Below are 24929 nucleotides of genomic sequence, written 5' to 3'. Positions count from 1 at the left end.
CTGCAAAAAATTTACTCCAGTAGCACTTATATCGGTTTTAAAGTGAATCAACTATAAATGATTGTTTTGCTTATAAATTGCTGCTACTGTCGATGATGACCAGTCAGATTGAGGACACGCCCTAGCTATCTGATACGACAGCTATCTGGTGCGATCTACTTTATTTTTTAAACGGTGGCGTTTGATAGACGCCGTGTTTTTTCGTTCGTTAGTGTATATAAAATTATGGCGATCTCTTCTTTTTTTCGTTCTTCTTCTCAATCAAAGCCAGCCTCTGGCTCAGATGGTATCCTTTCTATGCCGTCAGCACGCGCCATCTTAATATCGAGTGTCGGCTGTATGCTGGTGCTTAGTTTATTGATGGTGGCTTCTGCTTCTATTCCTTTTGCACTCAGTCGCGGAATGACAGAGCTGCATTTTTTCAAAAACCAACTGCTGTATATGACGATAGGTTTGATTATCGCTGCGGTTCCTTATTATAGCGTGTCTTTACGGTTGCTATATAAAACCGAAACCCAGTTTATTTTGCTGGGTATTACGGGCATGCTATTAGTGGCGACCTTGTTCAGTACGCCTATCAATGGCTCCAAACGTTGGCTAACGATAGGCGGTTTTAATTTTCAGGTAGCAGAGTTAGCGAAACTGGTCATGATTGTGTTTGTCTCTGACTTTGTGGTGCGTCGCTCTTTTGAGGTCCGTAATGGTTTGGATGGTTTTTTGCGGATTATGTTAGTGGTCGCGCTCATCACCATACTGTTATTATCGCAGCCAGACTTTGGTTCTTTTGTGGTGATACTTGGTACGCTCTTTGCGATTTTTTATATTGCGGGTGCCCCTTACAAGCATTTCTTAGCGCTAGGTGCTGCTGCTATTGGCGGTGCTGTGTTGATGGTTACGACAGCAGAGTATCGGTTAGTCCGAGTGATGTCGTTTATGGATCCGTTTGATGATGTACAAGATACGGATTATCAGCTGGCGCGCAGTTTGATTGCTTTTGGTCGTGGGCAATTTACAGGTGTTGGCTATGGCGAAAGTGTACAAAAACTGTCGCATCTGCCCGAGGCTCATACCGACTTTTTATTGGCCATCACTGGTGAAGAGCTAGGCTTTGTTGGGGTTAGCATGGTGCTGTTGCTCGAGGCGCTGATTATCGGCAGTGCGATGCGTATCAGTTATAACGCGCTCAAGCGTCGGCAGATGCGCATGAGTTATACCGCTTTTGGTATCGGTGTGGTGTTTATTGCGCAGACAATTATTAATGCGGCGATGAATATGGGCGCAATTCCGACCAAAGGTTTAACCATGCCGTTTTTCAGTTACGGTGGCTCATCGATGCTGATTAGTTTAGTGATGGTCGCGCTATTACTGAAGATTTACAAAGAAAGCCCTGAAATCGAAAAAAGCCAGTGCCGTTATTATTAGTATCGTTAGAATAGTTTAAAACGCGTCGCTATTGGTGGCGCTTTTTATTGCTTGTTTTTCGTCTTTTATCCATTGGGTATATTTAACTGCTGTTTGCCCTGTAGTGGCGTATTGTCCCATTGGGCAACGGCCTGTCTTAGCATATTGCTAGGTGTATCTCTATCGACCGTTGGTTGCTGTAAGAGCTGTAAAGCGTCAGTGATAAGCTGACTTGGGTTACGAGTATCGATGGGTTGAGCCAGATTTTGCTTGGAGAGCTTTTGCCCATCAGAATGACATATCAGTGGCAAGTGAGACCAATGATCGATAGCAGGCAAACCAGCGGCCTGCATGATACTGATTTGTGCCGTGGTCATGGGTAAAATATCCAAACCGCGCATAATATGTGTGATTTGTTGTAGACCATCATCGAGGCTGGCTGCCAATATATAATTGATCATGCCATCTTGGCGGCGCACCACCATATCGCCTAATGTTTGCTGCGGATTATCCCACTGCATACCTTGGATACCATCGTTGAAACCAATCCTATAATCTGGCAGTTGGATACGTAACTTATGTTGTTGTCTATCAAGGTCAGCGCCGACACAGCGGCGCGGATAACGCGTCCTATTTGGTTGTAGCGAACTGACAGCATCGTGATGCTTGCTTGGTTCCTTTTGTGCCCAATATTGCTCCAAATCTTTACGTGAGCATTGGCAGCCATAAGTCAGCGATTGCAGAGAGGAAGACAAGTAATCATTATAAATATCAATGCGTTCAGACTGATAAATAACATCGCCATCCCAGTATAATCCAAGCGCTTCCAAATCAATTAAAATTTGTTCAGTAAACTGTCGGTCACAGCGTTCGGTATCAGTATCTTCGATACGTAATAGCCATTTACCACCCAATGATTTTATATGGCAATAGCTGGCAATCGCTGTCGTTAGTGAGCCAAGGTGTAACTCACCAGTCGGTGAGGGGGCAAAACGACCGATAGGCTGTGATGATGAGGTTTGAGTTAACATAGAAGTTTGGATGGACTTTAAAATTGATGGTTATCGGTAAATGGGATAGAAGGTAGGATAATAAAAATTAGCGTAAAAAGATATTTATTAAATGCGGCTGTTTTGTTAGCAGGATGAGTTCTAAAGATATAGCTGATTGTGTCAGCCATGCTTTTTTTAAGATGCGAAGTTTTGAATTGGTTATCAGTTGCCAATCTCAAAGCCAGTAATGACAAAGCTATTAAGCCAAAACACAACGAGCGACCATATTAATATGGTCGCTCGTGCTTGTACTTATATTTTTATACCTACATTAACAGTAGGTTGCTTAAGCGCCTTGGTTCTGGCGTTCTTTAATTTCAGATAAAGTCTTACAGTCGATACATTGCGTCGCTGTTGGGCGTGCCTCTAAACGACGCAGACCAATCTCTACCCCGCAAGTTTCACAAAAACCATAGTCTTCGTTTTCGATTTCTGACATAGATTTGTCGATTTTGCGAATCAGCTTACGCTCACGGTCACGTGTACGCAGCGCCAAGGCAAACTCTTCTTCTTGGGTAGCACGGTCATTGATGTCTGGCATGGCACTTGACTCATCTTGGATATAAGTCTTGGTGCGATCCGCTTCACCAATCAGTTGGTTTTTCCAGTCCAATAAAATAGATTTAAAGTGCTCTAACTGTGCATCAGACATATACTCTTCGTCTTTGCCCGGCACATAAGGAGTAAACTTAACTTCACTCGGATTCGTAGTCACGGTGCTCATATGGGTATCCTACTTTTTCAAATTGATTCAATAAAACGACGTATCAAAAGACAAGACGTTATTAATTTACCAAACGCTATAATTTGTCCCTTTATAAAACGTTTTACCACTTGGTAACACAAGTAACACAGCTGATCTAATAGTACGGTTATCTCAAAATGCTCATAGCAACATATCAATGTTCAGGTATATGGTTATGTCTATTTTTATTTAAACTGCTTTATTTAAATAACAGGGTTTAAATAGTGCTGCATATTACTGACTGTAGAAACTTAGCTTGTGGTCGATCTAGCCATCCTAGCTACTATAGTTTTGCTTATTATTAAATATCAGGTGGTCTTCGTTTTATTTTATAAGTTGTAACATTGTTTTTAATAATAATGAAGCTATTTTTTATAATGACCACATTTCTACTTTGTCAGCTATCTTATGGTTCAATCAAGCAGTATCAGCTAAAAGCCTAAAAAATAAGGGCTGTCAGCGTTAATGGTGCCAATAAATCTGGGCATCAAGTATCCAGTCTTTCAACCCAGCTTGCAACCTTTCCATTGTTGGCTAATTGCAACCAACGATACCCTGGCAATGCGTTTGTGTCGTAGGAAAAATCATCTTCGAAGGGTTTGAACTGATAGCAGGTAGACGGTGTACTATAAACGCTAACCCCCTGACGATGACGCACTTGCTCTTGGTGGGTATGACCACTAATAATGACTTTTAATTGCTCGAATTTTGCCATATGCTGCCAAAAACTCTCGCTATTGTCTGCCATATGGGTATCAATCCAGTCAGAATCTATAGGAATGACGTGGTGGTGCACGGCAATTAATGTAGGCTTATCACAAGCGCTGAGGGTCTCGCATAGCCAATCGATGGCGGCGGGGGTAATTTCACCTTCTACTTTGCCAGCCATAGATGAATCTAATAACAAAACCTGCCAGTGATCACTTTCAATAACATGTTGGCTCAGTAAACGTGAATCGGTCGGCCGTGCGATGAGCTCGCGCTGAAAAAAGGGTAAGTCACTACCCCTTTCATCAGTGACGTCATGGTTGCCAGCGATACAAGCAAAAGGAATGCCCGTTGCTTGTAATACCTTAAAAATATGGTCATAGATAGCAGGAATTACCTCACTAACCAAATCCCCAGTCACGACAATCAAATCACAGCGGATATCGCCACTCAATGCTTGCTGTAGCACGGACTCAAAACGGTGCTGACAAACCGTTACCTCGCCATTTTTAGTACTGTCCTCATCATTATCATCGGCAGTGGAGACCACAGGCGTTGATAAATGCAAGTCAGTGATTTGTAGTATATTCAATTGTGCATCTGGCGTGCTGATTTTATTCACAGGATAGCTTGGCATTGGGTCAGTCCCTTATCGAATCAAAATAAGTATTATCGCTAGAATAAATATAAATACATTGAACGAGTTATAGTCATTGGTTTCTCATTGCTATTACCAAGCTGTTATTACCAATAGGCATATTAGGGCAATTTTATAACATAACGTCAATGAAAGCTCTAGCTATATTGATAAAATAAAGTTGGATAAAACAGTAAATAACCGCCTTTATATTACGCATACTACGAAGCGATTAGCGACGTGCTGACCAAAACCTTGTGGTCATTAGCTTTGAGACAGCAAGCGCCATAAAGAATAAAATTGCTAATATCAAGACGATAGAGAGACCCGTCTGAATATCCAACCAAATGCTACCCCAAACGCCTAAAGTGACGCCAAGCTGCGCGATTACTAGCGATATAATGACCATTTGTTTTGGTGATGCTGAATATAAGCGTGCCGTCAGTGCTGGTAAAACCAATAAACCACTGATTAATAAACTACCAACCGCCTGTAGAGCAATCGCACAAAACCCTGCTAGTACGCCCATAAAAAATAGCCGCTGGCGTGTGGGGTTGATACCCTGAATACGTGCCAATGCTTCGTGGGTGGCAAGCTTAATTTGCGCTGGCCATATATAGGTAAGCAGACCCAATCCAACCATGACGCTACCAGCGAGTAACGGTAAGTCTGCCCAGTCAAGCTCCAGCAAATTACCAAATAAAAACCCCAGTACGTTTGCTTGCTGGTCAGTTAGCTGGGTCAAAGCCAATAAGCCTAGACATAGCAATGACACCGCAACCACTGCCAGTACCGCATCGACGGGCAGACGCTCATCATCAATGAGCACCAGCCCCAGCACCACCATGACACTGACTAATGCAATGCCTATACCCATTGGCAACTGCCACCAGACTGCCAAGGCCACGCCAAGTAAGGTTCCATGAGCTAATGCGTCAGCAAAAAATGCCATGCGTCGCCACAATACCAAACAACCTAAAGGCGCTGATAATAAGGCTAAAATACTGCCAGCAATCCAAGCAGGGGCAATGATGGCTAACCAAGCGCTCATAATAAGTATCCGTAATAGTTTTTATAAAGGTTTAAGGCTTTATTATAATTCGAGTTCGCTTGGCGCGTGATGCTCACAGGCGTGCGGTTGGTGTACATAAGGCTGCTCATAATGATGGCCAAACAGCTTTTGAAATTCGCTGCTAATAGCAAGCTCGCTGGGCTGACCTTCACAGCAGATATGCTTGTTGAGACAAATCACCCGTCGACTGCCTTTCATCACCCAATGTAAATCATGCGATACCACCAGCATGGCACAGCGTAAAAACTCTGGTAATTCATCGATAAATTGATACAGCCAAACCTCGGTATCAGGGTCCAGCCCTTGCATCGGTTCATCTAAAATTAATAAATTGGGCTTCTCTAATAATGCGCGTGCCAGCAATACCCGCTGCGTTTCACCACCCGAAAGGTGCAGCATTTGCCGCGATAGCAGATGGGTCAATGATAAATTATCAAAGATAAACTGCCGCTGCTCAGCCGTTAAGCGTTTTTTGTCTGCTTGTGCTAGTAAATCGCGGACACGTAATGGCAGTATTGGTGGTACAGCAAACCGCTGCGGCACATAGCCAAGCTGTAATTTCTGGTGGGGTGTAATCTGTCCATCAGTCGGCTCAATTAAGCCCAAAATAAGTTTGACCAACGTTGACTTGCCCGCGCCATTAGGCCCGATAAGGCTGACCGTTTCGTTAATAGCAATGTCGATATTAATATTTGACAGCAAGCGTTGCTGGTTAATATCAAAGCTAACGTTATTTAAGCTCAGCAGTTTGCTAACACTATTAATGCTATTGCCAGTAATAACAGAAGCGCTCGGTTGATTAAACGGTAAGGTAGACAGGCTCATAATATGACAACGAGTGGGTTAGTAAAGGATATACATAAAATTTGATGATAAACACTTATCATCAAGGGTCGTTATTTTACTGGCACATTTGGCAACGACCGCTCAGCTCAATGACACTGCGTTCAACGATAAAACCAATATCTTGCTCAGCAAAGCCCATCATCTCTTGTACGGGCAAGCTGCTACATTCTTGTACGCGCTGACACTGCTCACAGATTAAAAACGCTGCCGTATGCTGCGCCCTTGGGTGACAGCAAGGTACATACGCATTGATAGAGGTCAGTTGATGTACCAAACCTTCGCTTAATAAAAACTCTAAACTGCGATAGACCGTCGGCGGTGCAACATTCTTTGTGCTATCAATCTTATTATCGCTGTCTGATAGACGCATGTGCTGTAATTGGGTGATTAAATCATAAGCACCCACTGGTTTATTGGCTTGCAATACCAGCGTATAAATCTGCTGACGTAAGGGGGTAAAGCGCACACCGCGTAGACGACACTGCTCTTTTGCGGCGATTAGGCGCTCAGACACATCCTGAGGCGTAAAATCTTGCACGTCGTGCACATGCTCACAATTAGGTGAGGTAGTCGACATAGCACAAGCTCCTAAAAATGGAATGGCATTTTAAGTATAGTAATTTATATTGTTATAGTATAACATACTAAAACCAAAATCAGATAAACGGTCTTAATTTATCTACGTATATTTCTATCATCCATACATTAAAGAACCGACTATGAACTCAGTCTTTAACGACTCTTTACGCTCACGCATTATACTACAGCGACTGCTCATTACTGGAATAGTAATGCTCGGCACTTTGGCAGTTAATGCCCAAGCCGCCACAGTCAGCGTGAGTAACTATCCTTTGTTTTTGTTAAGTCAGGCAGTCACTGAGGGTGCGCCGCCTGCCAAGCAATTATTGCAGGCAGGGGAGGTCGGTCACCATGGTAGTATCAGTCCTGGCGATATCAAAGCCATTCAGGACAGTAAGTTTGTGGTCTGGTTTGGTGAGCCACTAGAAAAAAACTTGGCAGCGAGCTTAAATACCGCGCCCAATGCTATTGCATTGTTTGAGTTTGATGCTTTTCATCGTCATCCTTTGCGCGATATAAAAGGTAAACCTATTGCTGACACCTTAGACCCGCATATTTGGCTCGATCCTGATAATGCCAAAGCCATGACTCGCGCTCTTGCGGTGATTCATAGTCATGCCAATCCGCAATATAAAAAGCTGTACCATGCCAATGCCCAAAAATTTGCTCAACGACTGGATAAAGCCGTAGCAGCAACCAATAAAAATGCTACTCAAAAAGTGCGACCATATTGGGCTTATCACGATGCTTATCAATATATCGAAAGCAGCTTACAGCTAACGTTCATCGGTAGCTTAAGTACTGACCATCATTTAGCGCCAAGAGCGAGCCAATTACGCTGGCTCAATGAGCAGCGCCCGGACAAGAAAATGTGCCTTGTGTCGCCAAGCCAACCTGCTAAAGGATTGTTAGCCAAACTACAACCTGTACAGACCACCGTTCAGGCAGAAGATATGAGTAATAGCAAAGACTTTGTCAGCGGCTGGCAGGCGATGGCGCAGCAGATATATCAATGCATATCATAAAGCGCTTATACAGAAGCTTTTGATAGAGTATTGATTAGAGCATCATTTGCAGATAGTAAGAATAGATGACTGGTAAAAGGTATATTTTTCTTGCTTAACGGTCGGTCGGTCCTTATAATGAGTGGCGTTTTATTTTGGTTAAAAGGTAACCCCTATAGAGTGGGCCGTTCACGGATAAAAGTAACAGCGTCGCGACTGTGTTAGATTGCTACCTTACCCCAATCCTGTAAGGCGATAGGACTACCGATGACCAAGCCTGCCAAACGCACACAAAAAGATAAGATTGGCATTTATATCAAGCGCCAAGCATGGATACTATTTATCCTTATTATTATTGCTTGGATATTAGATACTATTTGGTTACATAGTGCGCTGGTAGTAGCAAAAAGCGCCGCTATTGGTGCGCTACTTAGTTTTGCCACTCAAGTGGTATTTGCTTTTTTTATTTTTTGGTATACCGGATATCGCGCGCGCTTATATATTGTTAGCCAGCTATATCGGGGTCAAATGGCCAAATGGCTGTTGACCGTGTTTGGTTTCGCACTAATTTTTATTACCGTACAACCCCTATCCGCGCCTGCGCTGTTTATCGGTTTTATGGTAATGCAAATTAGTCACAGTTGGATGTTGTGGCATATACGTTAGTATTGATAAATGATTTTTATTTATATAGAGGTGATTTGTATATATAAATAGCCAAATTATAACCGACACTAGCAAGTCACCCCGCTGTCCAGCTTCTCTATGACTAGTTGTATAACGTCGAAGCATGAAAATTTGTCTGATGACATTACTAATGAGCGTTTGAAACGCATATAATACCCAATAATGTGGGTGCAATAGCGTTAATTTGGCTATTGATAGCGTCACTAATTAAATTCTTACAATTTAATTAATGACGCAAAAGCCTTTTAGCAAACGCGACTCACAGCTAACTTACTCATACAGCGGATAAAAAAGTCACAATTGACTTTACACGAATACAACGCTGCATTAATATAGGCGGCTAAATATCTTGGTTACGAGCGCTGCATTAAGCGTTTATCGTGATTAGAAGAGTTGAATAAACAATATATGATAATTTTCTGTACATATTAAAGGGCTACTACTGAATAATGATGAGCCCTTTTTTGGTAGCTAAAATTTATTATCAGCTATTAAATTTAGCATAAGTAACAGAACTATGGGTTGGATGTTATTGCTTATAGAGGCGCTTTAGCGTCGTTTGTTTATCTGCATTTAAATGCTGCAGGTTCAAGCGCTAAAGACCTCATCAGATGACAACCGTATTTTTGGGTAGTTGAGTAAATCGTTGACTAATAAGAAGCTTATATTATGGCAGGCGAGCAAACAACCACAGACTATATCTCTCATCACTTAACGAACTGGACGTACGGCTATCTGCCGGGCGAAGGTTGGAAAGTTGCCTATACTGCCGAAGAAGCAGGATTAATGGGTTTTAAAGCTATCCACCTTGATTCTATGCTTTGGTCAATTGGTCTCGGCATTGTTTTCTGCGCTATCTTTTGGATGGTCGCTAGAAAGGTCACTTCAGGCGTGCCGGGTAAAACTCAGGCCGCGGTTGAGATGATCGTTGAGTTCGTTGATAACAACGTGCGTGACTCTTATAGTGGCACCTCAAAGCTGATTGCGCCTTTAGCATTAACCATCTTCGTTTGGATTTTCTTGATGAACTTGATGGATTTGCTGCCGGTAGACTTTATCCCAGCGCTTGCCGGACAAATCGGCGCAGCAATGGGGGCGGGTGGAGGTGATCCACATCATGTGTTCTTTAAGATTGTTCCAACCACTGATCCTAATATCACGCTCGGCATGTCATTCTCTGTCTTTGCGCTGATACTATTTTATAGTATCAAAGAAAAAGGGTTGGGCGGCTTTGTTGGCGAGCTAACACTGCATCCGTTCAGTGCTAAGAATCCTATCGTACAAATTATTTTAATACCCATCAACTTTATCTTAGAGTTTGTTACTTTAATAGCCAAGCCTATCTCATTAGGTCTGCGTCTATTCGGTAACATGTATGCTGGTGAGTTGATTTTCATACTGATTGCCCTAATGCCATTTTGGATTCAGTGGGCGTTATCAGTACCGTGGGCTATTTTCCACATCTTAATTATTACCCTCCAAGCGTTCGTATTTATGATGCTGACGATAGTTTATATGTCACTTGCATCATCAACTGAACATTAATTAGACATTCAATAGGTAAATGAGGATACATCCATGGATCCAGTATTAGGTGGTTACACAGTTATCGCAGTAGCACTACTTATCGGTTTAGGTGCACTAGGTACAGGTATTGGTTTTGCTATTCTAGGTGGTAAATTCCTAGAAGGTGTTGCACGTCAGCCAGAACTTGGCTCACAATTGCAAACTCGTATGTTCATCGTAGCAGGTCTTCTTGATGCTATTCCGATGATCGGTGTTGGTATTGCTATGCTATTGTTGTTCGCTAACCCTCTAGCAGGTTAATCCGAAAGCTCAGTTGTAAATGTTTGGTACTCAAGGATTTACTAGCAAATATAGTCAAGATTTGACTGCCAAACATGATCAATGAAACTGATTTTTCATTAACAAAGAGGTGATCACGTGAATATCAATTTTACCCTCGTCGGTCAAGCCATTGCTTTTGCAATCTTTGTGATGTTCTGCATGAAGTTTGTGTGGCCACCACTTATCGGTGCCATCAATGAGCGTCAGCGTAAAATTGCTGAAGGCTTGAATGCCGCAGAAAAAGCAAAAGCAGATTTGGCAACCGCGGAGCAAGATGTCCAGCAGGAGCTTGATCTTGCAAAGACCAAAGCTGCTGCTCTAATCGAGCAAGCGAACAAGAGTGCCAACCAGCTTGTCGAAGATGCCAAAACGCAGGCCCAAGCGGAAGGCGAGCGCATTCGTCAACAAGCGCAAGCGTCTATCGACCAAGAAATCAATCAAGCGCGTGAGTCATTACGTGCCCAAGTTGCTGAGCTGGCTGTACTTGGTGCAGAAAAGATTTTGCAAGACAAAGTCGATGTGCAAAAACATGCCAGTATGTTAGACCAACTGGCGGCGAAGCTGTAATTGTGAGGATATAATGGCTGACTTATCAACCTTAGCACGACCGTACGCTAAAGCCGCGTTTGACTATGCCAACGAAAACGGGGCAGTAAATGAGTGGGAGAACTTCTTATTTATTGCTGCTAGCGTTGTCAATGACAAGTCGTTCAGTACTTGGCTAGACAATCCAGCTGTTTCTGCTGAGCATAAGTCAGCTGCTTTGATCGATCTTTATGATACACAAGTAGCTAGCGCTAATGATTCTGCTTTTAAGCAGTTATTAGGTGAGGCTAGAGGGGTTCGCCCTGATAGCGACGCCAGCTATCCAAAAGTATCAGTAGCACTTAGTAACTTCGTTAAACAGTTATCAGAACAAGAGCGTCTGGCGCTGCTTCCTGAAGTTTATGAGCATTATCGCCGTCACAAGGCAATAAGCTTAAAGCAGCTTGACGCATATGTGACCACGGCCTATCCATTGACCGATGCCCAGCGTGATATGCTGCAAACACGTCTCGCTACCTCGCTAAATGCTAGCGTGGTGATTCACGAGTCGGTTGATGCAAGTTTATTGGCAGGCGCTACGATCAAAGTCGGTGACAAAATCATTGATGATTCGATGCGCGGCAAGTTACAACAGTTAAAAACACAGCTAACTGCCTAATGCCAATCATCAACGCAGCTCAATAGAGCGTGCATGATATAAGAGCATTTAAGTCAGTGGGCGGGTTATCATAAATTAAAGGAAACAAGGCAATGCAACAATTGAATCCAGCGGAAATCAGTAACCTGATTAAGCAGCGTATTCAAGACCTTGATGCGGGTGCAACTGCAAAGAATGAAGGCACGATTGTCAAAGTATCTGACGGTATCGTGCAGATTCATGGTCTTGAAGATGCCATGTACGGCGAAATGATTGAGTTTGAAGGCGAAATCTACGGAATGGCGCTTAACTTAGAGCGTGATTCTGTCGGCGCGGTAGTACTTGGTGATTACCTAAAGCTGCAAGAAGGTCAAAAAGCCTATTGTACTGGTCGTATCCTTGAAGTACCAGTAGGTCCTGAGCTGCTAGGCCGTGTTGTTGACGCCTTGGGAAATCCTATTGATGGCAAAGGTCCTATCAATGCCAAAATGACCGACAAAGTCGAAAAAATCGCCCCAGGCGTTATCGACCGTCAATCAGTAGATCAGCCAGTAATGACCGGTTATAAAGCCGTTGATACCATGATTCCAATCGGTCGTGGTCAGCGTGAGCTTATCATTGGTGACCGTCAGACGGGTAAAACCGCGATGGCTATCGATGCGATCATCGCCCAGAAATCATCTGGCATTAAGTGTGTATATGTAGCAATTGGTCAGAAACGTTCTACCATCGCTAACGTGGTACGCAAACTTGAGCAAACTGGCGCACTTGAATACACCACAGTTGTGGTTGCTTCAGCGTCAGAGCCAGCAGCACTACAGTATATCGCACCGTACTCAGGTTGTACGATGGGTGAATACTTCCGTGACCGCGGCGAAGATGCACTGATTGTATTTGATGACTTGTCAAAACAAGCCGTTGCTTATCGTCAAATTTCACTACTATTACGTCGTCCACCAGGCCGTGAAGCGTATCCAGGGGATGTATTCTACTTACACTCACGTTTACTTGAGCGTGCATCACGTGTAAACGCTGAATATGTAGAAAAATTCACCAATGGTGAAGTAGTTGGTAAAACTGGTTCATTAACCGCGCTACCAATCATTGAGACCCAAGCCGGTGACGTATCAGCATTCGTACCGACCAACGTGATTTCAATCACTGATGGTCAGATTTTCTTAGAGTCAAGCTTATTTAACTCAGGTATCCGTCCAGCAGTCAACGCTGGTATCTCGGTATCGCGTGTTGGTGGTGCAGCTCAGACTAAGATCATTAAGAAACTCTCTGGTGGTATTCGTACTGCTCTAGCTCAGTATCGTGAATTGGCGGCATTCGCTCAGTTTGCCTCAGACCTTGATGATGCGACTCGCGAACAGCTTGACCATGGTGAGCGTGTGACTGAACTGATGAAACAGAAACAGTATCAGCCGATGTCTATCGCTGAACAGTCTGCGGTTATCTATGCGTCAAACGAAGGGTTCTTATCAGATGTTCCTGTTAATAAAATAGGTTCTTTTGAAGAAGCTTACTTACGCTATATGCATGATGAGCAAAGCGAGCTGATGAAAGAAATTGATGACACTGCAAAATATAATGATGATATTGCAGGTCGTTTAAAGTCAGCAGTCGAGACCTTTAAACAAAATCACAGTTACTAATTTACTAACGATTAAGTTAGTAAATACTCAGTTAACGGGTTAAGCCTGATTGGTTATGGCTGTTGTTTATAGCTAATAAAGTGGCGCGCTGTCTAATAAGTTTTTTATTTAGATAGCAGCGCCACTATTCTAACCGTTGACGGCATTACATCGCGTCATGCACAAGATATAAAGTATTATTTTTTAGATTAATGTTATATATTAAATAATTGTCGCATGCGCCAATGCTTTTTAACCCTCTTATATTGGAATCATTATGGCAAGCTTAAAAGAGATACGTGCCAAAGTCACCAGTATTAAAAGCACCCAAAAAATTACTCGTGCGATGCAAATGGTAGCGGCAAGTAAAATGCGCCGTGCCCAAGAGCGCATGGAAGTGGGTCGCCCGTATGCTGATAGTATGCGCCGGGTTATTTCACATTTGGTGCATGCCTCATCAGACTACAAACATCCGTATATGGTCTCGCGTCCAGTCAACAAAGTTGGCTATATTGTTATTAGCTCTGATCGCGGTTTGGCGGGTGGTTTGAATATTAACTTATTCAAAGCATTGATGAAAAATATCCAGCAATATCAAGACCAGTCTGTACAAGCCGAGTTTGCGGTTATTGGTGCTAAAGGCGTCAGTTTCTTCAAAAACTTTGGTGGCAAAGTCACCTCAGCGGTAACCGATTATGGCGACAAACCAACGTTTGAGCAATTAAACGCCCCCGTTCAGGCCATGCTTGAAGACTATAGCAACGGTAATTTAGACCGTATCTATGTGGTATATAACCAGTTCGTTAATGCCATGACTCAAAAGCCAACCGTCAATCAACTGGTACCTTTACCAGAGGAAGCGCTTAGCGAAGAAGAGAGCGGCATACAGACAGAACTTAGCTGGGATTATATCTACGAGCCTGATATCAAGACGTTGATTGATGAGTTGCTTGGTCGTTATATTGAGTCGATTGTCTATCAAGCGGTAATGGAAAACATCGCCTCTGAGCAGTCCTCACGTATGGTTGCCATGAAAGCGGCGACAGATAATGCTGGTGACCTAATTAACGATTTACAGTTGGTTTATAACAAGCTGCGTCAAGCGGCGATTACCCGAGAAATATCGGAAATCGTTGGCGGTGCTGCTGCTGTTTCATAGTTGAAACCCTTTATAAAACACACTATATACAGAATTTCCAGGAGAACGCAATGAGTAGCGGTCGTATTGTACAGATTATTGGCGCGGTTCTTGACGTTGAGTTCAACCGTAACGAAGTCCCTCAAATTTATGATGCTTTAGAAGTAGACGGTACTGCAACCACCCTAGAAGTACAGCAACAACTAGGCGATGGTATCGTGCGTACTATTGCGATGGGCTCAACCGAAGGCCTAAAGCGTAACCTTCCAGTGACTAATACTGGTGGCCCAATTTCTGTGCCAGTAGGCGTTGGTACACTTGGTCGTATCATGGATGTTCTTGGTCGTCCTATCGATGAAGAAGGTCCAGTAGTCGCAGACGAAAAATGGTCTATTCACCGTGAAGCGCCAAGCTATGCGGAACAGTCTAACAGCACTGAATTGCTAGAAACTGGTATTAAAGTTATTGATCTACTTTGCCCGTTTGCAAAAGGTGGTAAAGTTGGTCTGTTTGGTGGTGCTGGTGTTGGTAAAACCGTTAATATCATGGAGTTAATTAACAACATCGCCCTGAAACACGAAGGCTTGTCTGTGTTTGCGGGTGTTGGTGAGCGTACGCGTGAAGGCAATGATTTCTATCACGAAATGCAAGACGCTGGTGTTGTTGATACTGATGACTTTACTAAGTCTAAAGTGGCGATGATTTATGGTCAGATGAATGAGCCACCGGGTAACCGTCTACGTGTTGCTCTGTCTGGTTTGACCATGGCTGAGTACTTCCGTGATACCAAAGATCCTGCTACTGGCAAAGGTCGTGACGTTTTGTTCTTCGTTGATAATATCTATCGTTATACGCTTGCCGGTACTGAAGTATCAGCATTGCTAGGCCGTATGCCATCAGCGGTTGGTTATCAGCCAACACTTGCTGAAGAAATGGGTCAGCTACAAGAGCGTATTACCTCAACGCAATCAGGTTCGATTACCTCAATACAAGCGGTATATGTACCTGCGGATGACTTGACCGATCCATCACCTGCAACGACGTTTGCTCACTTGGATGCAACCGTGGTACTGAACCGTGATATTGCCTCACAAGGTATTTATCCTGCGGTTGATCCACTTGACTCAACGTCACGTCAGCTAGACCCACAAGTCATTAGCGAAGAGCATTATAGTGTTGCTCGCGGCGTGCAAGAAGTATTGCAGAGCTATAAAGAGCTTAAAGACATTATCGCTATTTTGGGTATGGATGAGCTATCGGAAGAAGATAAACTAACCGTTTATCGTGCGCGTAAAATTCAGCGCTTCTTATCACAGCCGTTCCACGTTGCTGAAATCTTTACTGGCGCGCCTGGTAAATATGTCGCACTACGCGATACCATTGCTGGCTTTAAAGCAATCATCGCTGGTGAGTACGATGATCTACCAGAGCAAGCATTCTATATGGCTGGCGGCATCGATGAAGTAGTCGCTAACGCTGAAAAAATGAAGTCTTCTGCAGCGTAAGTTGTATTAGTATTCGCTAACGGGTAGGTATAATATAAACCTTATATCTACTCCTCAGTAACGCATCGCAGTTTTTACTGTTTTTTGATTGCGCTTTGATGGTAAGGAATTAAGTATGGCAACGTTACAATGTCGCGTCGTAAGTGCTCGTGAAGAGTTGTATTCAGGCGAAATTAGCATGTTAATAGCTACTGGTACCGAAGGCGAGATTGGTGTATTGCCAGGTCATACACCGCTTATTACCTTGCTAAAACCAGGCGCAATGCGAGTGCAAATGCCAAACGGCGAAGAAGAAGTCATTTATGTATCAGGCGGTGTATTAGAAGTACAACCAAAAATGGTGACAGTATTGGCTGATACTGCCATGCGCGCGCACAATCTTGACGAAAGTAAAATCGTTGAAGCACGCAAAAAAGCCGAGCAAATGTTGGTCAACCAATCTGATACCGTGCAAACGAATGCGGCTTTGGCCTCATTGGCAGAGTCAGTGGGACAGCTACAAACTATTCGTAAGTACCAAAACCGCGCTTAATTTATTATATATAACGTCAGGCAGTACTCTTACTCCAGCGTTGTTTATAATTATAAAAGACAGTCCATCATGGGCTGTTTTTTTATATCTGCTATTTAATACTATAGTCAGTGAGAAGTAATATCGCTACATCACGTACTGCAAGTACCGTTTTTTCTTGCTTGCTGTGCCTACGCAGACGGAGGCTGCAAAAAACTATACCCGCAGTATCGTAGCGTTTTTAAAGTATTTTAACTATATATTGCTTTTATGGTGAATAATACCGTAAGCAATTAATATTAGGTGATTGCCACAATGCCACTAGCGACAATGCCGATATATGGTTATATTAGATATGTTACTATCGGAAATATCGAATGATAATTAAACTTAATGTTGCTATATAAGCGACTAAAAAGGGTTGTTTTTGCCCATTAAGATAGTGGACGAAAAACAGTTTTTATTATCACCCTGCTATTTGCTTAAAAAGCATAATTTTTGGACGTAAACTAAAGTTTTAATGGGTGTAGTTTATAGGTTTTGTTAACGACTATAAGCTATAGTATAGGAAGCCGTAGGTTTAATAGTATACTGTGCTACCAAGTTTGTAACAGCTATACAAACCACAATTGTGCCACTTTATGGTGCTATTAATTTTACCGCTCTTACTTTTACTGCTTTTAAATGAGATGTATTAGAGGATATAACAATGACAACGAATGAAGAAGACAATACTCCGCGAATCTTAATTGTTGAGGATGATGAGCGTTTGGCCATGTTGACTCAAGATTACTTAGTCAAAAATGGTTTAGAAGTCGCCATTGAAACGGATGGCAATCGTGCTATTCGCCGTATCGTCAATGAACAACCAGATATGGTCGTACTGGATGTCATGCTTCCTGGTAGCGATGGTCTTACGGTTTGCCGTGAAGTTCGCCCGCATTACCAAAACCCTATTTTGATGCTGACGGCGCGCACAGAAGATATGGATCAGGTATTAGGTCTTGAAATGGGTGCTGATGATTATGTCGCCAAGCCTGCTCAGCCGCGTGTATTGCTTGCACGTATCCGTGCGTTATTACGCCGCTCAGAAAATGCGCCATCAGAAGATGTGCCACAGCGCTTAGAATTTGGCGAATTGGTCATCGATAATGGTGGTCGTTCAGTTAACCTAGGTGAGGAGCTAGTCGACTTTACCAGTGCTGAATATGATTTGTTGTGGTTACTGGCGTCTAACGCTGGTCGTATCTTATCGCGTGAAGACATCTTTGAGCGTCTACGTGGTATCGAATATGATGGTCAAGATCGCTCGATTGACGTGCGTATCTCACGTATTCGTCCTAAAATTGGTGATGACCCAGAGAATCCAAAACGTATTAAAACTGTACGTAGCAAAGGCTATCTCTTTGTCAAAGAAGGCAATTAATCCCAGAATTTTAATAGAATCTTGAGCATTTATCATTATTTAATCAAAAACCAGCAAATATGCTGGTTTTTTTGTGGCAAAGTTTTAATTTTTGAACTTAAATGTAGTGTTATGTGGTTTAATTAAGCAATTATTATGGCTCTGATTAAATAGCTATGATGTGGGTGCGCTTTTGATGCACCGTACCTCAGCTAAAATATATAAGTCAGGGTTCATCCATACTCAATAATGTTCGATATCACTTATAATGCAGCGCTTATATACTGAATGATATCAGCAGTTTTTATTCATTAAGTTGGTCACGGCACGTATGTCATTAGTCTCTTCTTTAAAACACAGTATCTTTGTTCGTATTTATGCGGGACTACTCATAGTCTGCTTATGCGTGGCGTTATTTGCCCAACTATTGATGGAAACGATCAATAAAGAACGCGTGCAATCTTACCGTGAAAGCATGGCAACAGGCGCTTTTCACATAGTGAGTGAAGGTCTGGCTCACCAAGAAACGGCATCGCAGCGTGAATATTGGTTATCGGATGCTAGTAGTTTATTTGGCACGACTTTTAGTGTTTTACCGATTGATAAGGTGGATTTTAATGCCAGCGAATTGCGTCGTTTTGAGGGTGGTAAAACTGTCGTCCGTTATGTCAGCCAACCTATTTATGCCGATGTTTACTATCGGTTACCAGACAATAAAAATGTCTTAACCGCACGTATCTCACAAGTTACCGAGCAGCAAGTGCGGGCCATCGCTGTGTTTTTGTTAGATGATCTCTCTTATCATGTCACCTTATCTGATAAGCGTAGCCGTTTGGCTGAGTTAGAAGACAAGTTTACCTTTCCGTTAGAGTTCAAAGCCGTCAATACACTTGATTTAGATTCAGATCAAATGGCACGCTTACGCCGTGATGAAGTCGTCATCTCATTGCAAGATACCAATAGTAGCAAAAGCAATTCGGCTATCAGGGTAGTGGTGCCATCTGAGATTAATGACATGGCAATTTTGATTGGTCCAGTGCCGTTATTTAACTACTTCCCCCTTAATCTGATTATTAGTATGATTCTTATCAGTATGTTCTTGATCAGCTTAGGGGTTTATGCGCTGATTTTTCCACTTGAGCGTAAATTGCAGTTGATCCAAGTTGGTGTCAATGAAGTTAGTAAAGGCAACCTTGATAGTAAAGTACAGGTCATTGGCCAAGATGAGATTGCTCGGTTATCAGCGACATTTAATGCGATGACTTCGCATATCAAGCGCTTGATTGAGTCGCAGCGCGAATTGACACGCGCGGTATCACACGAATTGCGTACGCCCGTTGCGCGTATTCGTTTTGCCGTAGATATGCTGGCTGATACCGATGATGAAGATTCTCGCTTTATGCAGCGCGACTATATCGACGAAGATATTGAATCGCTTAATGGTTTGATTGATGAAATTCTAACCTATGCAAAACTTGAAGAAGGCTCGCCAAAGCTTGATCTTGAGCCAGTCAACTTAAAAGAGTTGATCGAGCAAATCGTCCGCGAAACCAAGGCGCTGGGTAAAGATATTGATATCGTCGGTAAATTACCGAGTGCTAAAGTTACCGCTATCGCCGATCGGCGCTATTTACATCGTGTGATCCAAAACCTTGCCGGTAATGCGTTACGCTACGCTGAAACCACCATCATCATTAGTGGCGGCGTTAAAAAAGGCAATGCTTTTGTCAGCGTGGAAGACGATGGTCATGGTATTCCAGAGGAAGATCGTGAAAAAGTGTTTATTCCGTTCTCACGCTTAGATGACAGTCGTACACGAGCATCTGGCGGCTATGGTTTAGGTTTGTCTATCGTGTCGCGGATTGCTTTTTGGTTTAATGGTAGTATGAAGGTGGACGAGAGCCGAACGCTTGGTGGTGCTAGATTTGTCATGACTTGGCCCATCAAGCCTCTGACACAAATTCTTGCTGCTGATGAATTGACCCAAGAAAAAAGCGAGCGCGATTTTGACGGTAAATAACTCAATGGTATAAACATACCGCTATGTTTTAGAATTGTTCATTTTCAGAGCATGTCATTAATTAGCGCATTTATACATTTAGTGGTCTTAAAATATAGGAGAGCAAGGGATGCCGTATTTATTTGGTGGTTTGGTGGTTTTGAATGCGATAACGTTGGGCTATTATTTATTTTTGCAGCAGCCATCGACGACGCAAACCTTAAAGGCCGCAAAAGACGACATTACTCAACCATTAACGTTTGCTAATAGTGCTAAGTATATCCCGCCTATTATTGGGAATAGAGAATAGGATCTGTTGCACATTCAATATTAGGACACGCCCTAGAACGACTGGTAGCTAGAGCCATTCGACACCCCTTGAGCGATTTTTCATATTATTCAGGCTTATCCAGTCCAGTATCGTTAGAATCAGAGATATCTTCTGTTTGGGCTGCCACGGTTTTATCTCCAGCAACTTTGGAAAGTAGGGGAATACGCACGCATACTTGTAGACCACCGTCAGGATGATTGATGGCCTCGACCGTACCATGATGCAACCGTGCGATACGATCGACAATCGCTAGACCTAAGCCGCTGCCTTGGGTGGTACGCGCTGTCTCGCCACGTTCAAAGGGCTGCATAATACGCTCTAAGTGGTCATCTGCCACGCCATCACCACAGTCCCGTACGCATATCATTAATTGTTCTTGTGCTTCTTTGTTGACCACGCTTTCACTAATCACATCGCTATCTTCCTCCTCAACAGTTTCTATAAATGTCGGCACCACAGTTGCTGACAGATAAATAGGCGGCTTGCCGTAACGCTTGGCATTATTGACCAGATTGATAACAAGGCGTTTAATAGACATGGGACGGACAGGCACGACCTTGTCACACTCTGATTGGTAAATGAACGCCATCGGTGCAAACTGCACCATAATTTCATTAAAGATGGTGTCTAAATTGGTGAGACTGACTGGCTCATCAGAACCGTCTTTCATAAATGAAATAAACTGCTCCAGAATGGCATCCATATCCTCAATATCGTAAATAAGCCCTTCACGAAAAAAGTCATCTGGCAGCATCTCAGCCGTCAAACGCATGCGAGTTAGCGGTGTGCGCAAATCGTGTGAGATACCCGCAAGCATAATCGTACGTTCTTTTTGTGCTTGATTTAAAGTGGTGAATAGGCGATTGAATGCCATATTTACCTGGCGTATCTCAGTGGGTCCTTTTTGTGTTGGTAATGTAGTGGCGTGACCGAGGCGAATATAATTGGTCGCTGCGCGCTGTAAATAACGCAATGGGCGATTTAATTGTCGAGCCAATAAAATGATGGTCAATAGCGTTAGAATGGGTAATCCAATTAAAAACAATATCAATAGAGTCGGACTGTACTGGGAATAATAAACCACTGGTTCGCGAATCCAAAAGCTGTCATCACGACTATCCTGTACCCAAAGCTGTGGGGTCGGTTTAAACTTAAAATATACCTCAACCGGTCGCCCCAACTGCGCGCCGATTTCACGCTGCAACACATCAGTAAAAACACCGACAAAGGCTTTGTCTGAAACCTCTGGAAAATCACTCGGATTATCTACTACTACCACATGAGAGTGCTGGTAAATCCACTGACGCACCTCAGGATGATCTTGCCAATCTTTATTGACGCTATTCATTAGCCGTAACTCACTGGTCAAATAACGCGCATGACTCTTCAGCTCTGGTAAATACAGGCTACGCCAAAAAAATAAAATCGATAAGCTAACACTGATGATGACAATAAAAGCCACCATCAAGGTTGTAAGCCAAGTATTGGAATAAGAGCGTGGTAGCCAACCTTTACGACGTGATTTTGGCTTGGGGTTTGGAGTGGTCATATAAATCCAAGGTGTTGAAGGTTAGATTTTATTAGGTCTAGAGCGTGTTGAACATATTTGCTTAAAGCATTAATTTATCCTACAGAGTAGCATAATCAAAGGCTGACACTGTGGGCTTTGATTAAATAAGTTGTCCATGATGAACTCTTAAATGCATATTAAATCAGACTTCGTTAGCCGTATATTTTAGTAAGGTAGTCAGATGAAAAGACCAAATTATGGGTTAAAGATAAGCGCTCATTATCAAATATGTTTTACATCGACTGGCATTTAAGCTATTGTTAATAAATAATTAAATAAGCACAGTTTATGTTTTCAATAAAATAAGACTGTGATATAATTATGCCCTTTTTGGTATACCTGCGAAAGAGAGAATTCACATGGTTGTTATTCGTTTAGCACGGGGCGGTGCCAAGAAACGCCCATTTTATCAAGTAGTTGTTGCTGATCAACGCCGCGCGCGTGACGGTCGCTACATTGAAAACATCGGCTTTTTTAACCCACTCGCTAAAGAGTCTGAAGAAGCAGTACGCCTAAACATAGAAGCGTACAATGCGTGGATCGAAAAAGGTGCACAACCTTCAGATCGCGTTGCTTCATTAGTAAAAGCTTACAACAAGTCTGCTGCTCAAACTGAAGCCACTGCTTAAGTTTTTGTTGCTGGATACTGATAGCATTTTTTGCGCCAATCAGTAGGCTTTAGAACACATAGCGTAACTGGTCTGACCAGGGTGCGCCATTAACTGTTTATCGCATTTTGAATGCGTTTATCGCTTTTCATTGAAATGTATTTATCATTGCTGTTTTAATCATTGCTAGGTTAGCCGTTATGTCCTCTGTTCCAAACGCTAGTAGCCTTATGAAAATCGGTCAGCTTAAGAAGCCTTATGGCATTAAAGGTTGGCTTTGGGTTTTTAGTGATACAGATGATCGTACGGCAATATTTGGCATGCAGCCGTGGTGGATGAAAACGGCCACTGGTATGAAACCTTTGACTGTTAAGGCTTGGCGTGAGCAAGGAACAGGAATTGTGGCTCAGTTTGAGCAAGTTCCTGATCGTAATGTTGCTGAGACCATGAACGGGGTTACCGTTTGGGTTGAGCAAGACGTCTTACCTGAAACAGCTGAAGATGAGTATTATTGGTCGGATTTGGTCAGCTTACGCGTGATAAATGAGCAGACTGAATATCTAGGCACTATCACTGAAATGTTTGAGACCGGTGCCCATGACATCATGCGCGTAACGGCAAACTCAGACAGTTTGGACAATGAAGAGCGCCTGATTCCATGGCACAAGCAAACCGTGATTGAAGTCGATATGACTGAAAAAACAGTGCTTGTGGCATGGCCAAGTGATTATTAATAAAGCCTTTCATTTAGTGATACGGCCTTTAGTCCTATCGCTAAGCGCGTTTGATAATTACCCCGATTTATTCAGCCATTATTAGCCACTGTGCAAGTAGACATCAGATGTATTTTTCTGTCATTAGTATTTTTCCTGAGATGTTTGCGACGATCCGTGAGTTTGGTATCACGGGACGGGCAGTCACTCAGAAACAAGTGACGATTGAATGCATTAATCCACGTGATTATACCACTGATAACTATCGCCGTATTGATGAGCGCCCGTATGGTGGCGGTCCTGGGATGGTGATGATGGCCGAGCCATTATCAAAAGCTATCGAGGATGCGCGCCTGCGAGCCAGTCAGCATGGCTGCCGTGTCGACAGTGAGCATTGTCCGGTGATTTATATGTCGCCACAAGGGCAAACACTCAGCGAAAGTAGCGTAGTCAATATGGCTGAGTATGACGGCATGATTTTATTATGTGGTCGTTACGAAGGCATTGACGAGCGCTTATTGTCGCAATATGTTGATATGGAAGTGTCACTGGGTGATTATGTATTGACTGGTGGCGAGCTACCAGCCATGGTGCTGATGGATAGTGTAATACGTCGTCTGCCTGATATTATGGGTGATGACAAGTCAGCTGAGCAAGACTCGTTCGTCGATGGTTTGCTTGATTGTCCACATTATACTAAGCCGCATGAGTTTGCGGGTATGGCAGTACCTGAAGTACTACTCTCAGGTCACCATGCCAATATCGCTAAGTGGCGCTTTAGCCAGCAAGTCAGTCGCACGCAAACGCGTCGTCCAGACCTATGGCAAGCGTTTACCCCAACGGTAGAGCAAGCAAAATGGTTAAAAGCATTGGCAAAAGCAGATAAAAAGTAGAGGGTTAATACCTGACTTTATCTTCATTAAGCGAGATAAACAGTTAAGAAATAAAATTTTGAGCAACAATAAAACGAGTCATCGCATTATGGCCGTTGGTTATAACCCATTTACGTTGTGTCTCACTATAAAGAGATATGATTAATTATTACAAACAGGTGATATGCGTTAAGCCTCTATTATCTAATGTGAGGAGATAACTCTCATGAGCAACAAGCATCCATTGGTTCAGGTCATCGAAAACGCTCAATTACTTGAGCGCCCAAGCTTTGCACCCGGCGATACCGTTGTGGTACAAGTAAAAGTACGTGAAGGTGAGCGTGAGCGTTTACAGGCTTTTGAAGGCGTTGTAATTGCTAAGCGTAACCGCGGTATAAACTCAGCGTTTACCGTACGTAAAATCTCAAGTGGCGTTGGTGTTGAGCGCGCATTCCAACTGCATTCACCAATTATCGATAGCATTCAGGTGAAACGCCGCGGTGCAGTTCGTCGTGCGAAACTATACTACTTACGTGAGCGCTCTGGTAAATCAGCACGTATCCGCGAAAAGTTGGTTGCTCGTGCTCCTAAAGCTGCTCAGGCAAAAACTGACGCTTAGACTGTATCGAGTATCTGACTTTAAGCATTGTGCTTAAAATTGCTACCATGGTTAAGTTGTTTATTGTGCAGCTTAGCGATGAAGCAATAATAGATACAAGCCCTTATTCATAGGTTTATTTATAAATAAGCGGGCCATACCAAAAAGACAAAACCCCAATCTATGCGAAGGCTAGGTTGGGGTTTTTGTATCTGTAGCGATAAGTCCAAGATCTAAGTCTATAAAATCTAAGTCTATAAAATCTAAGTCTAAAAGATTA

Annotated in this window: 25 protein-coding genes; 18 read left to right on the top strand and 7 right to left on the bottom strand. The window is 42.9% G+C overall.

The genetic code is table 11. The features are described from left to right. The first annotated feature begins 225 nt into the window (after positions 1 to 225). Positions 226 to 1422, top strand: a complete 1197-nt coding sequence (locus tag ACT3TU_RS02350; protein ID WP_192522972.1) for an FtsW/RodA/SpoVE family cell cycle protein — start codon at positions 226 to 228, stop codon at positions 1420 to 1422. A 65-nt stretch (positions 1423 to 1487) separates the two neighbouring features. On the opposite strand, the gene gluQRS is transcribed toward ACT3TU_RS02350, so the two are convergent. The 6 genes from gluQRS to ACT3TU_RS02320 all read right to left on the bottom strand — a co-directional run bounded on the left by gluQRS (position 1488) and on the right by ACT3TU_RS02320 (position 7038). Further along, positions 1488 to 2432: a tRNA glutamyl-Q(34) synthetase GluQRS gene (gluQRS, locus tag ACT3TU_RS02345; RefSeq protein WP_192522973.1), complete on the bottom strand. Its 945-nt coding sequence runs from the start codon at positions 2430 to 2432 to the stop codon at positions 1488 to 1490. 307 nt (positions 2433 to 2739) lie between these two features. Continuing rightward, positions 2740 to 3177 (bottom strand): RNA polymerase-binding protein DksA, encoded by a 438-nt coding sequence (dksA, locus tag ACT3TU_RS02340; RefSeq protein WP_192522974.1) that lies wholly within the window; start codon positions 3175 to 3177, stop codon positions 2740 to 2742. Between the two features lie 508 nt (positions 3178 to 3685). Continuing rightward, positions 3686 to 4543 (bottom strand): metallophosphoesterase, encoded by an 858-nt coding sequence (locus tag ACT3TU_RS02335; RefSeq protein WP_192522975.1) that lies wholly within the window; start codon positions 4541 to 4543, stop codon positions 3686 to 3688. A 232-nt stretch (positions 4544 to 4775) separates the two neighbouring features. Beyond that, positions 4776 to 5594: a metal ABC transporter permease gene (locus ACT3TU_RS02330; protein ID WP_192522976.1), complete on the bottom strand. Its 819-nt coding sequence runs from the start codon at positions 5592 to 5594 to the stop codon at positions 4776 to 4778. Positions 5595 to 5636: 42 nt separating this feature from the next. Further along, positions 5637 to 6440, bottom strand: coding sequence for a metal ABC transporter ATP-binding protein (locus ACT3TU_RS02325; RefSeq protein WP_225735179.1), 804 nt, complete (start codon positions 6438 to 6440; stop codon positions 5637 to 5639). A gap of 76 nt (positions 6441 to 6516) precedes the next feature. Beyond that, positions 6517 to 7038: a transcriptional repressor gene (locus ACT3TU_RS02320; RefSeq protein WP_192522977.1), complete on the bottom strand. Its 522-nt coding sequence runs from the start codon at positions 7036 to 7038 to the stop codon at positions 6517 to 6519. Between the two features lie 142 nt (positions 7039 to 7180). Here ACT3TU_RS02320 and ACT3TU_RS02315 point away from each other — a divergent pair, with 142 nt between their 5' ends. From ACT3TU_RS02315 to ACT3TU_RS02255, 13 genes are all read left to right on the top strand, one after another. After that, positions 7181 to 8065, top strand: a complete 885-nt coding sequence (locus tag ACT3TU_RS02315) for a metal ABC transporter solute-binding protein, Zn/Mn family (protein ID WP_192522978.1) — start codon at positions 7181 to 7183, stop codon at positions 8063 to 8065. 246 nt (positions 8066 to 8311) lie between these two features. After that, positions 8312 to 8710: an ATP synthase subunit I gene (locus ACT3TU_RS02310; RefSeq protein ID WP_192522979.1), complete on the top strand. Its 399-nt coding sequence runs from the start codon at positions 8312 to 8314 to the stop codon at positions 8708 to 8710. A gap of 690 nt (positions 8711 to 9400) precedes the next feature. After that, complete coding sequence (gene atpB, locus ACT3TU_RS02305) at positions 9401 to 10276, top strand: F0F1 ATP synthase subunit A (protein ID WP_192522980.1); 876 nt, start codon at positions 9401 to 9403, stop codon at positions 10274 to 10276. Positions 10277 to 10309: 33 nt separating this feature from the next. Continuing rightward, positions 10310 to 10558: a F0F1 ATP synthase subunit C gene (atpE, locus tag ACT3TU_RS02300; RefSeq protein ID WP_010197960.1), complete on the top strand. Its 249-nt coding sequence runs from the start codon at positions 10310 to 10312 to the stop codon at positions 10556 to 10558. Positions 10559 to 10675: 117 nt separating this feature from the next. Then, the gene (locus ACT3TU_RS02295; protein ID WP_192522981.1) at positions 10676 to 11146 is read left to right on the top strand and encodes a F0F1 ATP synthase subunit B; all 471 of its coding nucleotides are present in this window, start codon (positions 10676 to 10678) and stop codon (positions 11144 to 11146) included. A gap of 13 nt (positions 11147 to 11159) precedes the next feature. Beyond that, a complete protein-coding gene (locus ACT3TU_RS02290; RefSeq protein ID WP_192522982.1) occupies positions 11160 to 11783 on the top strand; it encodes a F0F1 ATP synthase subunit delta in 624 nt (207 codons plus the stop codon). Positions 11784 to 11875: 92 nt separating this feature from the next. Beyond that, on the top strand, positions 11876 to 13420 hold the full coding sequence (atpA, locus tag ACT3TU_RS02285; RefSeq protein ID WP_192522983.1) for a F0F1 ATP synthase subunit alpha: 1545 nt from the start codon (positions 11876 to 11878) through the stop codon (positions 13418 to 13420). Positions 13421 to 13676: 256 nt separating this feature from the next. Further along, the gene (gene atpG, locus ACT3TU_RS02280) at positions 13677 to 14558 is read left to right on the top strand and encodes a F0F1 ATP synthase subunit gamma (protein WP_192522984.1); all 882 of its coding nucleotides are present in this window, start codon (positions 13677 to 13679) and stop codon (positions 14556 to 14558) included. Between the two features lie 50 nt (positions 14559 to 14608). Beyond that, entirely contained in the window at positions 14609 to 16042 is a 1434-nt protein-coding gene (gene atpD / locus ACT3TU_RS02275) for a F0F1 ATP synthase subunit beta (protein ID WP_192522985.1), read from the top strand. A 115-nt stretch (positions 16043 to 16157) separates the two neighbouring features. Then, positions 16158 to 16574 (top strand): F0F1 ATP synthase subunit epsilon, encoded by a 417-nt coding sequence (locus ACT3TU_RS02270; RefSeq protein WP_192522986.1) that lies wholly within the window; start codon positions 16158 to 16160, stop codon positions 16572 to 16574. Between the two features lie 688 nt (positions 16575 to 17262). Continuing rightward, on the top strand, positions 17263 to 17979 hold the full coding sequence (locus ACT3TU_RS02265; RefSeq protein ID WP_192522987.1) for a response regulator: 717 nt from the start codon (positions 17263 to 17265) through the stop codon (positions 17977 to 17979). A gap of 310 nt (positions 17980 to 18289) precedes the next feature. Continuing rightward, positions 18290 to 19978 carry an ATP-binding protein gene (locus tag ACT3TU_RS02260; RefSeq protein ID WP_192522988.1) on the top strand — a complete coding sequence of 563 codons (1689 nt, stop codon included), beginning with the start codon at positions 18290 to 18292 and terminating at the stop codon, positions 19976 to 19978. Between the two features lie 109 nt (positions 19979 to 20087). After that, a complete protein-coding gene (locus ACT3TU_RS02255; RefSeq protein WP_192522989.1) occupies positions 20088 to 20267 on the top strand; it encodes a hypothetical protein in 180 nt (59 codons plus the stop codon). A gap of 85 nt (positions 20268 to 20352) precedes the next feature. Here ACT3TU_RS02255 and ACT3TU_RS02250 read toward each other — a convergent pair whose 3' ends face one another. Further along, entirely contained in the window at positions 20353 to 21837 is a 1485-nt protein-coding gene (locus ACT3TU_RS02250) for an ATP-binding protein (RefSeq protein WP_192522990.1), read from the bottom strand. A gap of 380 nt (positions 21838 to 22217) precedes the next feature. Here ACT3TU_RS02250 and rpsP point away from each other — a divergent pair, with 380 nt between their 5' ends. The 4 genes from rpsP (at position 22218) to rplS (ending at position 24670) form a co-directional block, all read left to right on the top strand. Continuing rightward, on the top strand, positions 22218 to 22487 hold the full coding sequence (rpsP, locus tag ACT3TU_RS02245; RefSeq protein ID WP_192522991.1) for a 30S ribosomal protein S16: 270 nt from the start codon (positions 22218 to 22220) through the stop codon (positions 22485 to 22487). A gap of 179 nt (positions 22488 to 22666) precedes the next feature. Further along, positions 22667 to 23200, top strand: a complete 534-nt coding sequence (gene rimM / locus ACT3TU_RS02240; RefSeq protein ID WP_192522992.1) for a ribosome maturation factor RimM — start codon at positions 22667 to 22669, stop codon at positions 23198 to 23200. Positions 23201 to 23307: 107 nt separating this feature from the next. Then, positions 23308 to 24072 (top strand): tRNA (guanosine(37)-N1)-methyltransferase TrmD, encoded by a 765-nt coding sequence (gene trmD / locus ACT3TU_RS02235; protein WP_192522993.1) that lies wholly within the window; start codon positions 23308 to 23310, stop codon positions 24070 to 24072. A 205-nt stretch (positions 24073 to 24277) separates the two neighbouring features. Further along, positions 24278 to 24670: a 50S ribosomal protein L19 gene (gene rplS, locus ACT3TU_RS02230; RefSeq protein ID WP_192522994.1), complete on the top strand. Its 393-nt coding sequence runs from the start codon at positions 24278 to 24280 to the stop codon at positions 24668 to 24670. Positions 24671 to 24929 lie beyond the last annotated feature (259 nt).

The sequence above is a fragment of the Psychrobacter sp. AOP3-A1-26 genome, from assembly GCF_052378235.1.
Lineage (GTDB): Bacteria > Pseudomonadota > Gammaproteobacteria > Pseudomonadales > Moraxellaceae > Psychrobacter.
Note: the sequence above shows the minus strand (reverse complement) of the source record. Positions and strands in the feature narration are given on the sequence as shown.

Bases quoted from the DNA above. Each gene is read 5' to 3' on its own strand.
- ACT3TU_RS02350 (WP_192522972.1), top strand. From the start codon at position 226: ATGGCGATCTCTTCTTTTTTTCGTTCTTCTTCTCAATCAAAGCCAGCC.
- gluQRS (WP_192522973.1), bottom strand. From the start codon at position 2,432: ATGTTAACTCAAACCTCATCATCACAGCCTATCGGTCGTTTTGCCCCC.
- dksA (WP_192522974.1), bottom strand. From the start codon at position 3,177: ATGAGCACCGTGACTACGAATCCGAGTGAAGTTAAGTTTACTCCTTAT.
- ACT3TU_RS02335 (WP_192522975.1), bottom strand. From the start codon at position 4,543: ATGCCAAGCTATCCTGTGAATAAAATCAGCACGCCAGATGCACAATTG.
- ACT3TU_RS02330 (WP_192522976.1), bottom strand. From the start codon at position 5,594: ATGAGCGCTTGGTTAGCCATCATTGCCCCTGCTTGGATTGCTGGCAGT.
- ACT3TU_RS02325 (WP_225735179.1), bottom strand. From the start codon at position 6,440: ATGAGCCTGTCTACCTTACCGTTTAATCAACCGAGCGCTTCTGTTATT.
- ACT3TU_RS02320 (WP_192522977.1), bottom strand. From the start codon at position 7,038: ATGTCGACTACCTCACCTAATTGTGAGCATGTGCACGACGTGCAAGAT.
- ACT3TU_RS02315 (WP_192522978.1), top strand. From the start codon at position 7,181: ATGAACTCAGTCTTTAACGACTCTTTACGCTCACGCATTATACTACAG.
- ACT3TU_RS02310 (WP_192522979.1), top strand. From the start codon at position 8,312: ATGACCAAGCCTGCCAAACGCACACAAAAAGATAAGATTGGCATTTAT.
- atpB (WP_192522980.1), top strand. From the start codon at position 9,401: ATGGCAGGCGAGCAAACAACCACAGACTATATCTCTCATCACTTAACG.
- atpE (WP_010197960.1), top strand. From the start codon at position 10,310: ATGGATCCAGTATTAGGTGGTTACACAGTTATCGCAGTAGCACTACTT.
- ACT3TU_RS02290 (WP_192522982.1), top strand. From the start codon at position 11,160: ATGGCTGACTTATCAACCTTAGCACGACCGTACGCTAAAGCCGCGTTT.
- atpA (WP_192522983.1), top strand. From the start codon at position 11,876: ATGCAACAATTGAATCCAGCGGAAATCAGTAACCTGATTAAGCAGCGT.
- atpG (WP_192522984.1), top strand. From the start codon at position 13,677: ATGGCAAGCTTAAAAGAGATACGTGCCAAAGTCACCAGTATTAAAAGC.
- atpD (WP_192522985.1), top strand. From the start codon at position 14,609: ATGAGTAGCGGTCGTATTGTACAGATTATTGGCGCGGTTCTTGACGTT.
- ACT3TU_RS02270 (WP_192522986.1), top strand. From the start codon at position 16,158: ATGGCAACGTTACAATGTCGCGTCGTAAGTGCTCGTGAAGAGTTGTAT.
- ACT3TU_RS02265 (WP_192522987.1), top strand. From the start codon at position 17,263: ATGACAACGAATGAAGAAGACAATACTCCGCGAATCTTAATTGTTGAG.
- ACT3TU_RS02260 (WP_192522988.1), top strand. From the start codon at position 18,290: ATGTCATTAGTCTCTTCTTTAAAACACAGTATCTTTGTTCGTATTTAT.
- ACT3TU_RS02255 (WP_192522989.1), top strand. From the start codon at position 20,088: ATGCCGTATTTATTTGGTGGTTTGGTGGTTTTGAATGCGATAACGTTG.
- ACT3TU_RS02250 (WP_192522990.1), bottom strand. From the start codon at position 21,837: ATGACCACTCCAAACCCCAAGCCAAAATCACGTCGTAAAGGTTGGCTA.
- rpsP (WP_192522991.1), top strand. From the start codon at position 22,218: ATGGTTGTTATTCGTTTAGCACGGGGCGGTGCCAAGAAACGCCCATTT.
- rimM (WP_192522992.1), top strand. From the start codon at position 22,667: ATGTCCTCTGTTCCAAACGCTAGTAGCCTTATGAAAATCGGTCAGCTT.
- trmD (WP_192522993.1), top strand. From the start codon at position 23,308: ATGTATTTTTCTGTCATTAGTATTTTTCCTGAGATGTTTGCGACGATC.
- rplS (WP_192522994.1), top strand. From the start codon at position 24,278: ATGAGCAACAAGCATCCATTGGTTCAGGTCATCGAAAACGCTCAATTA.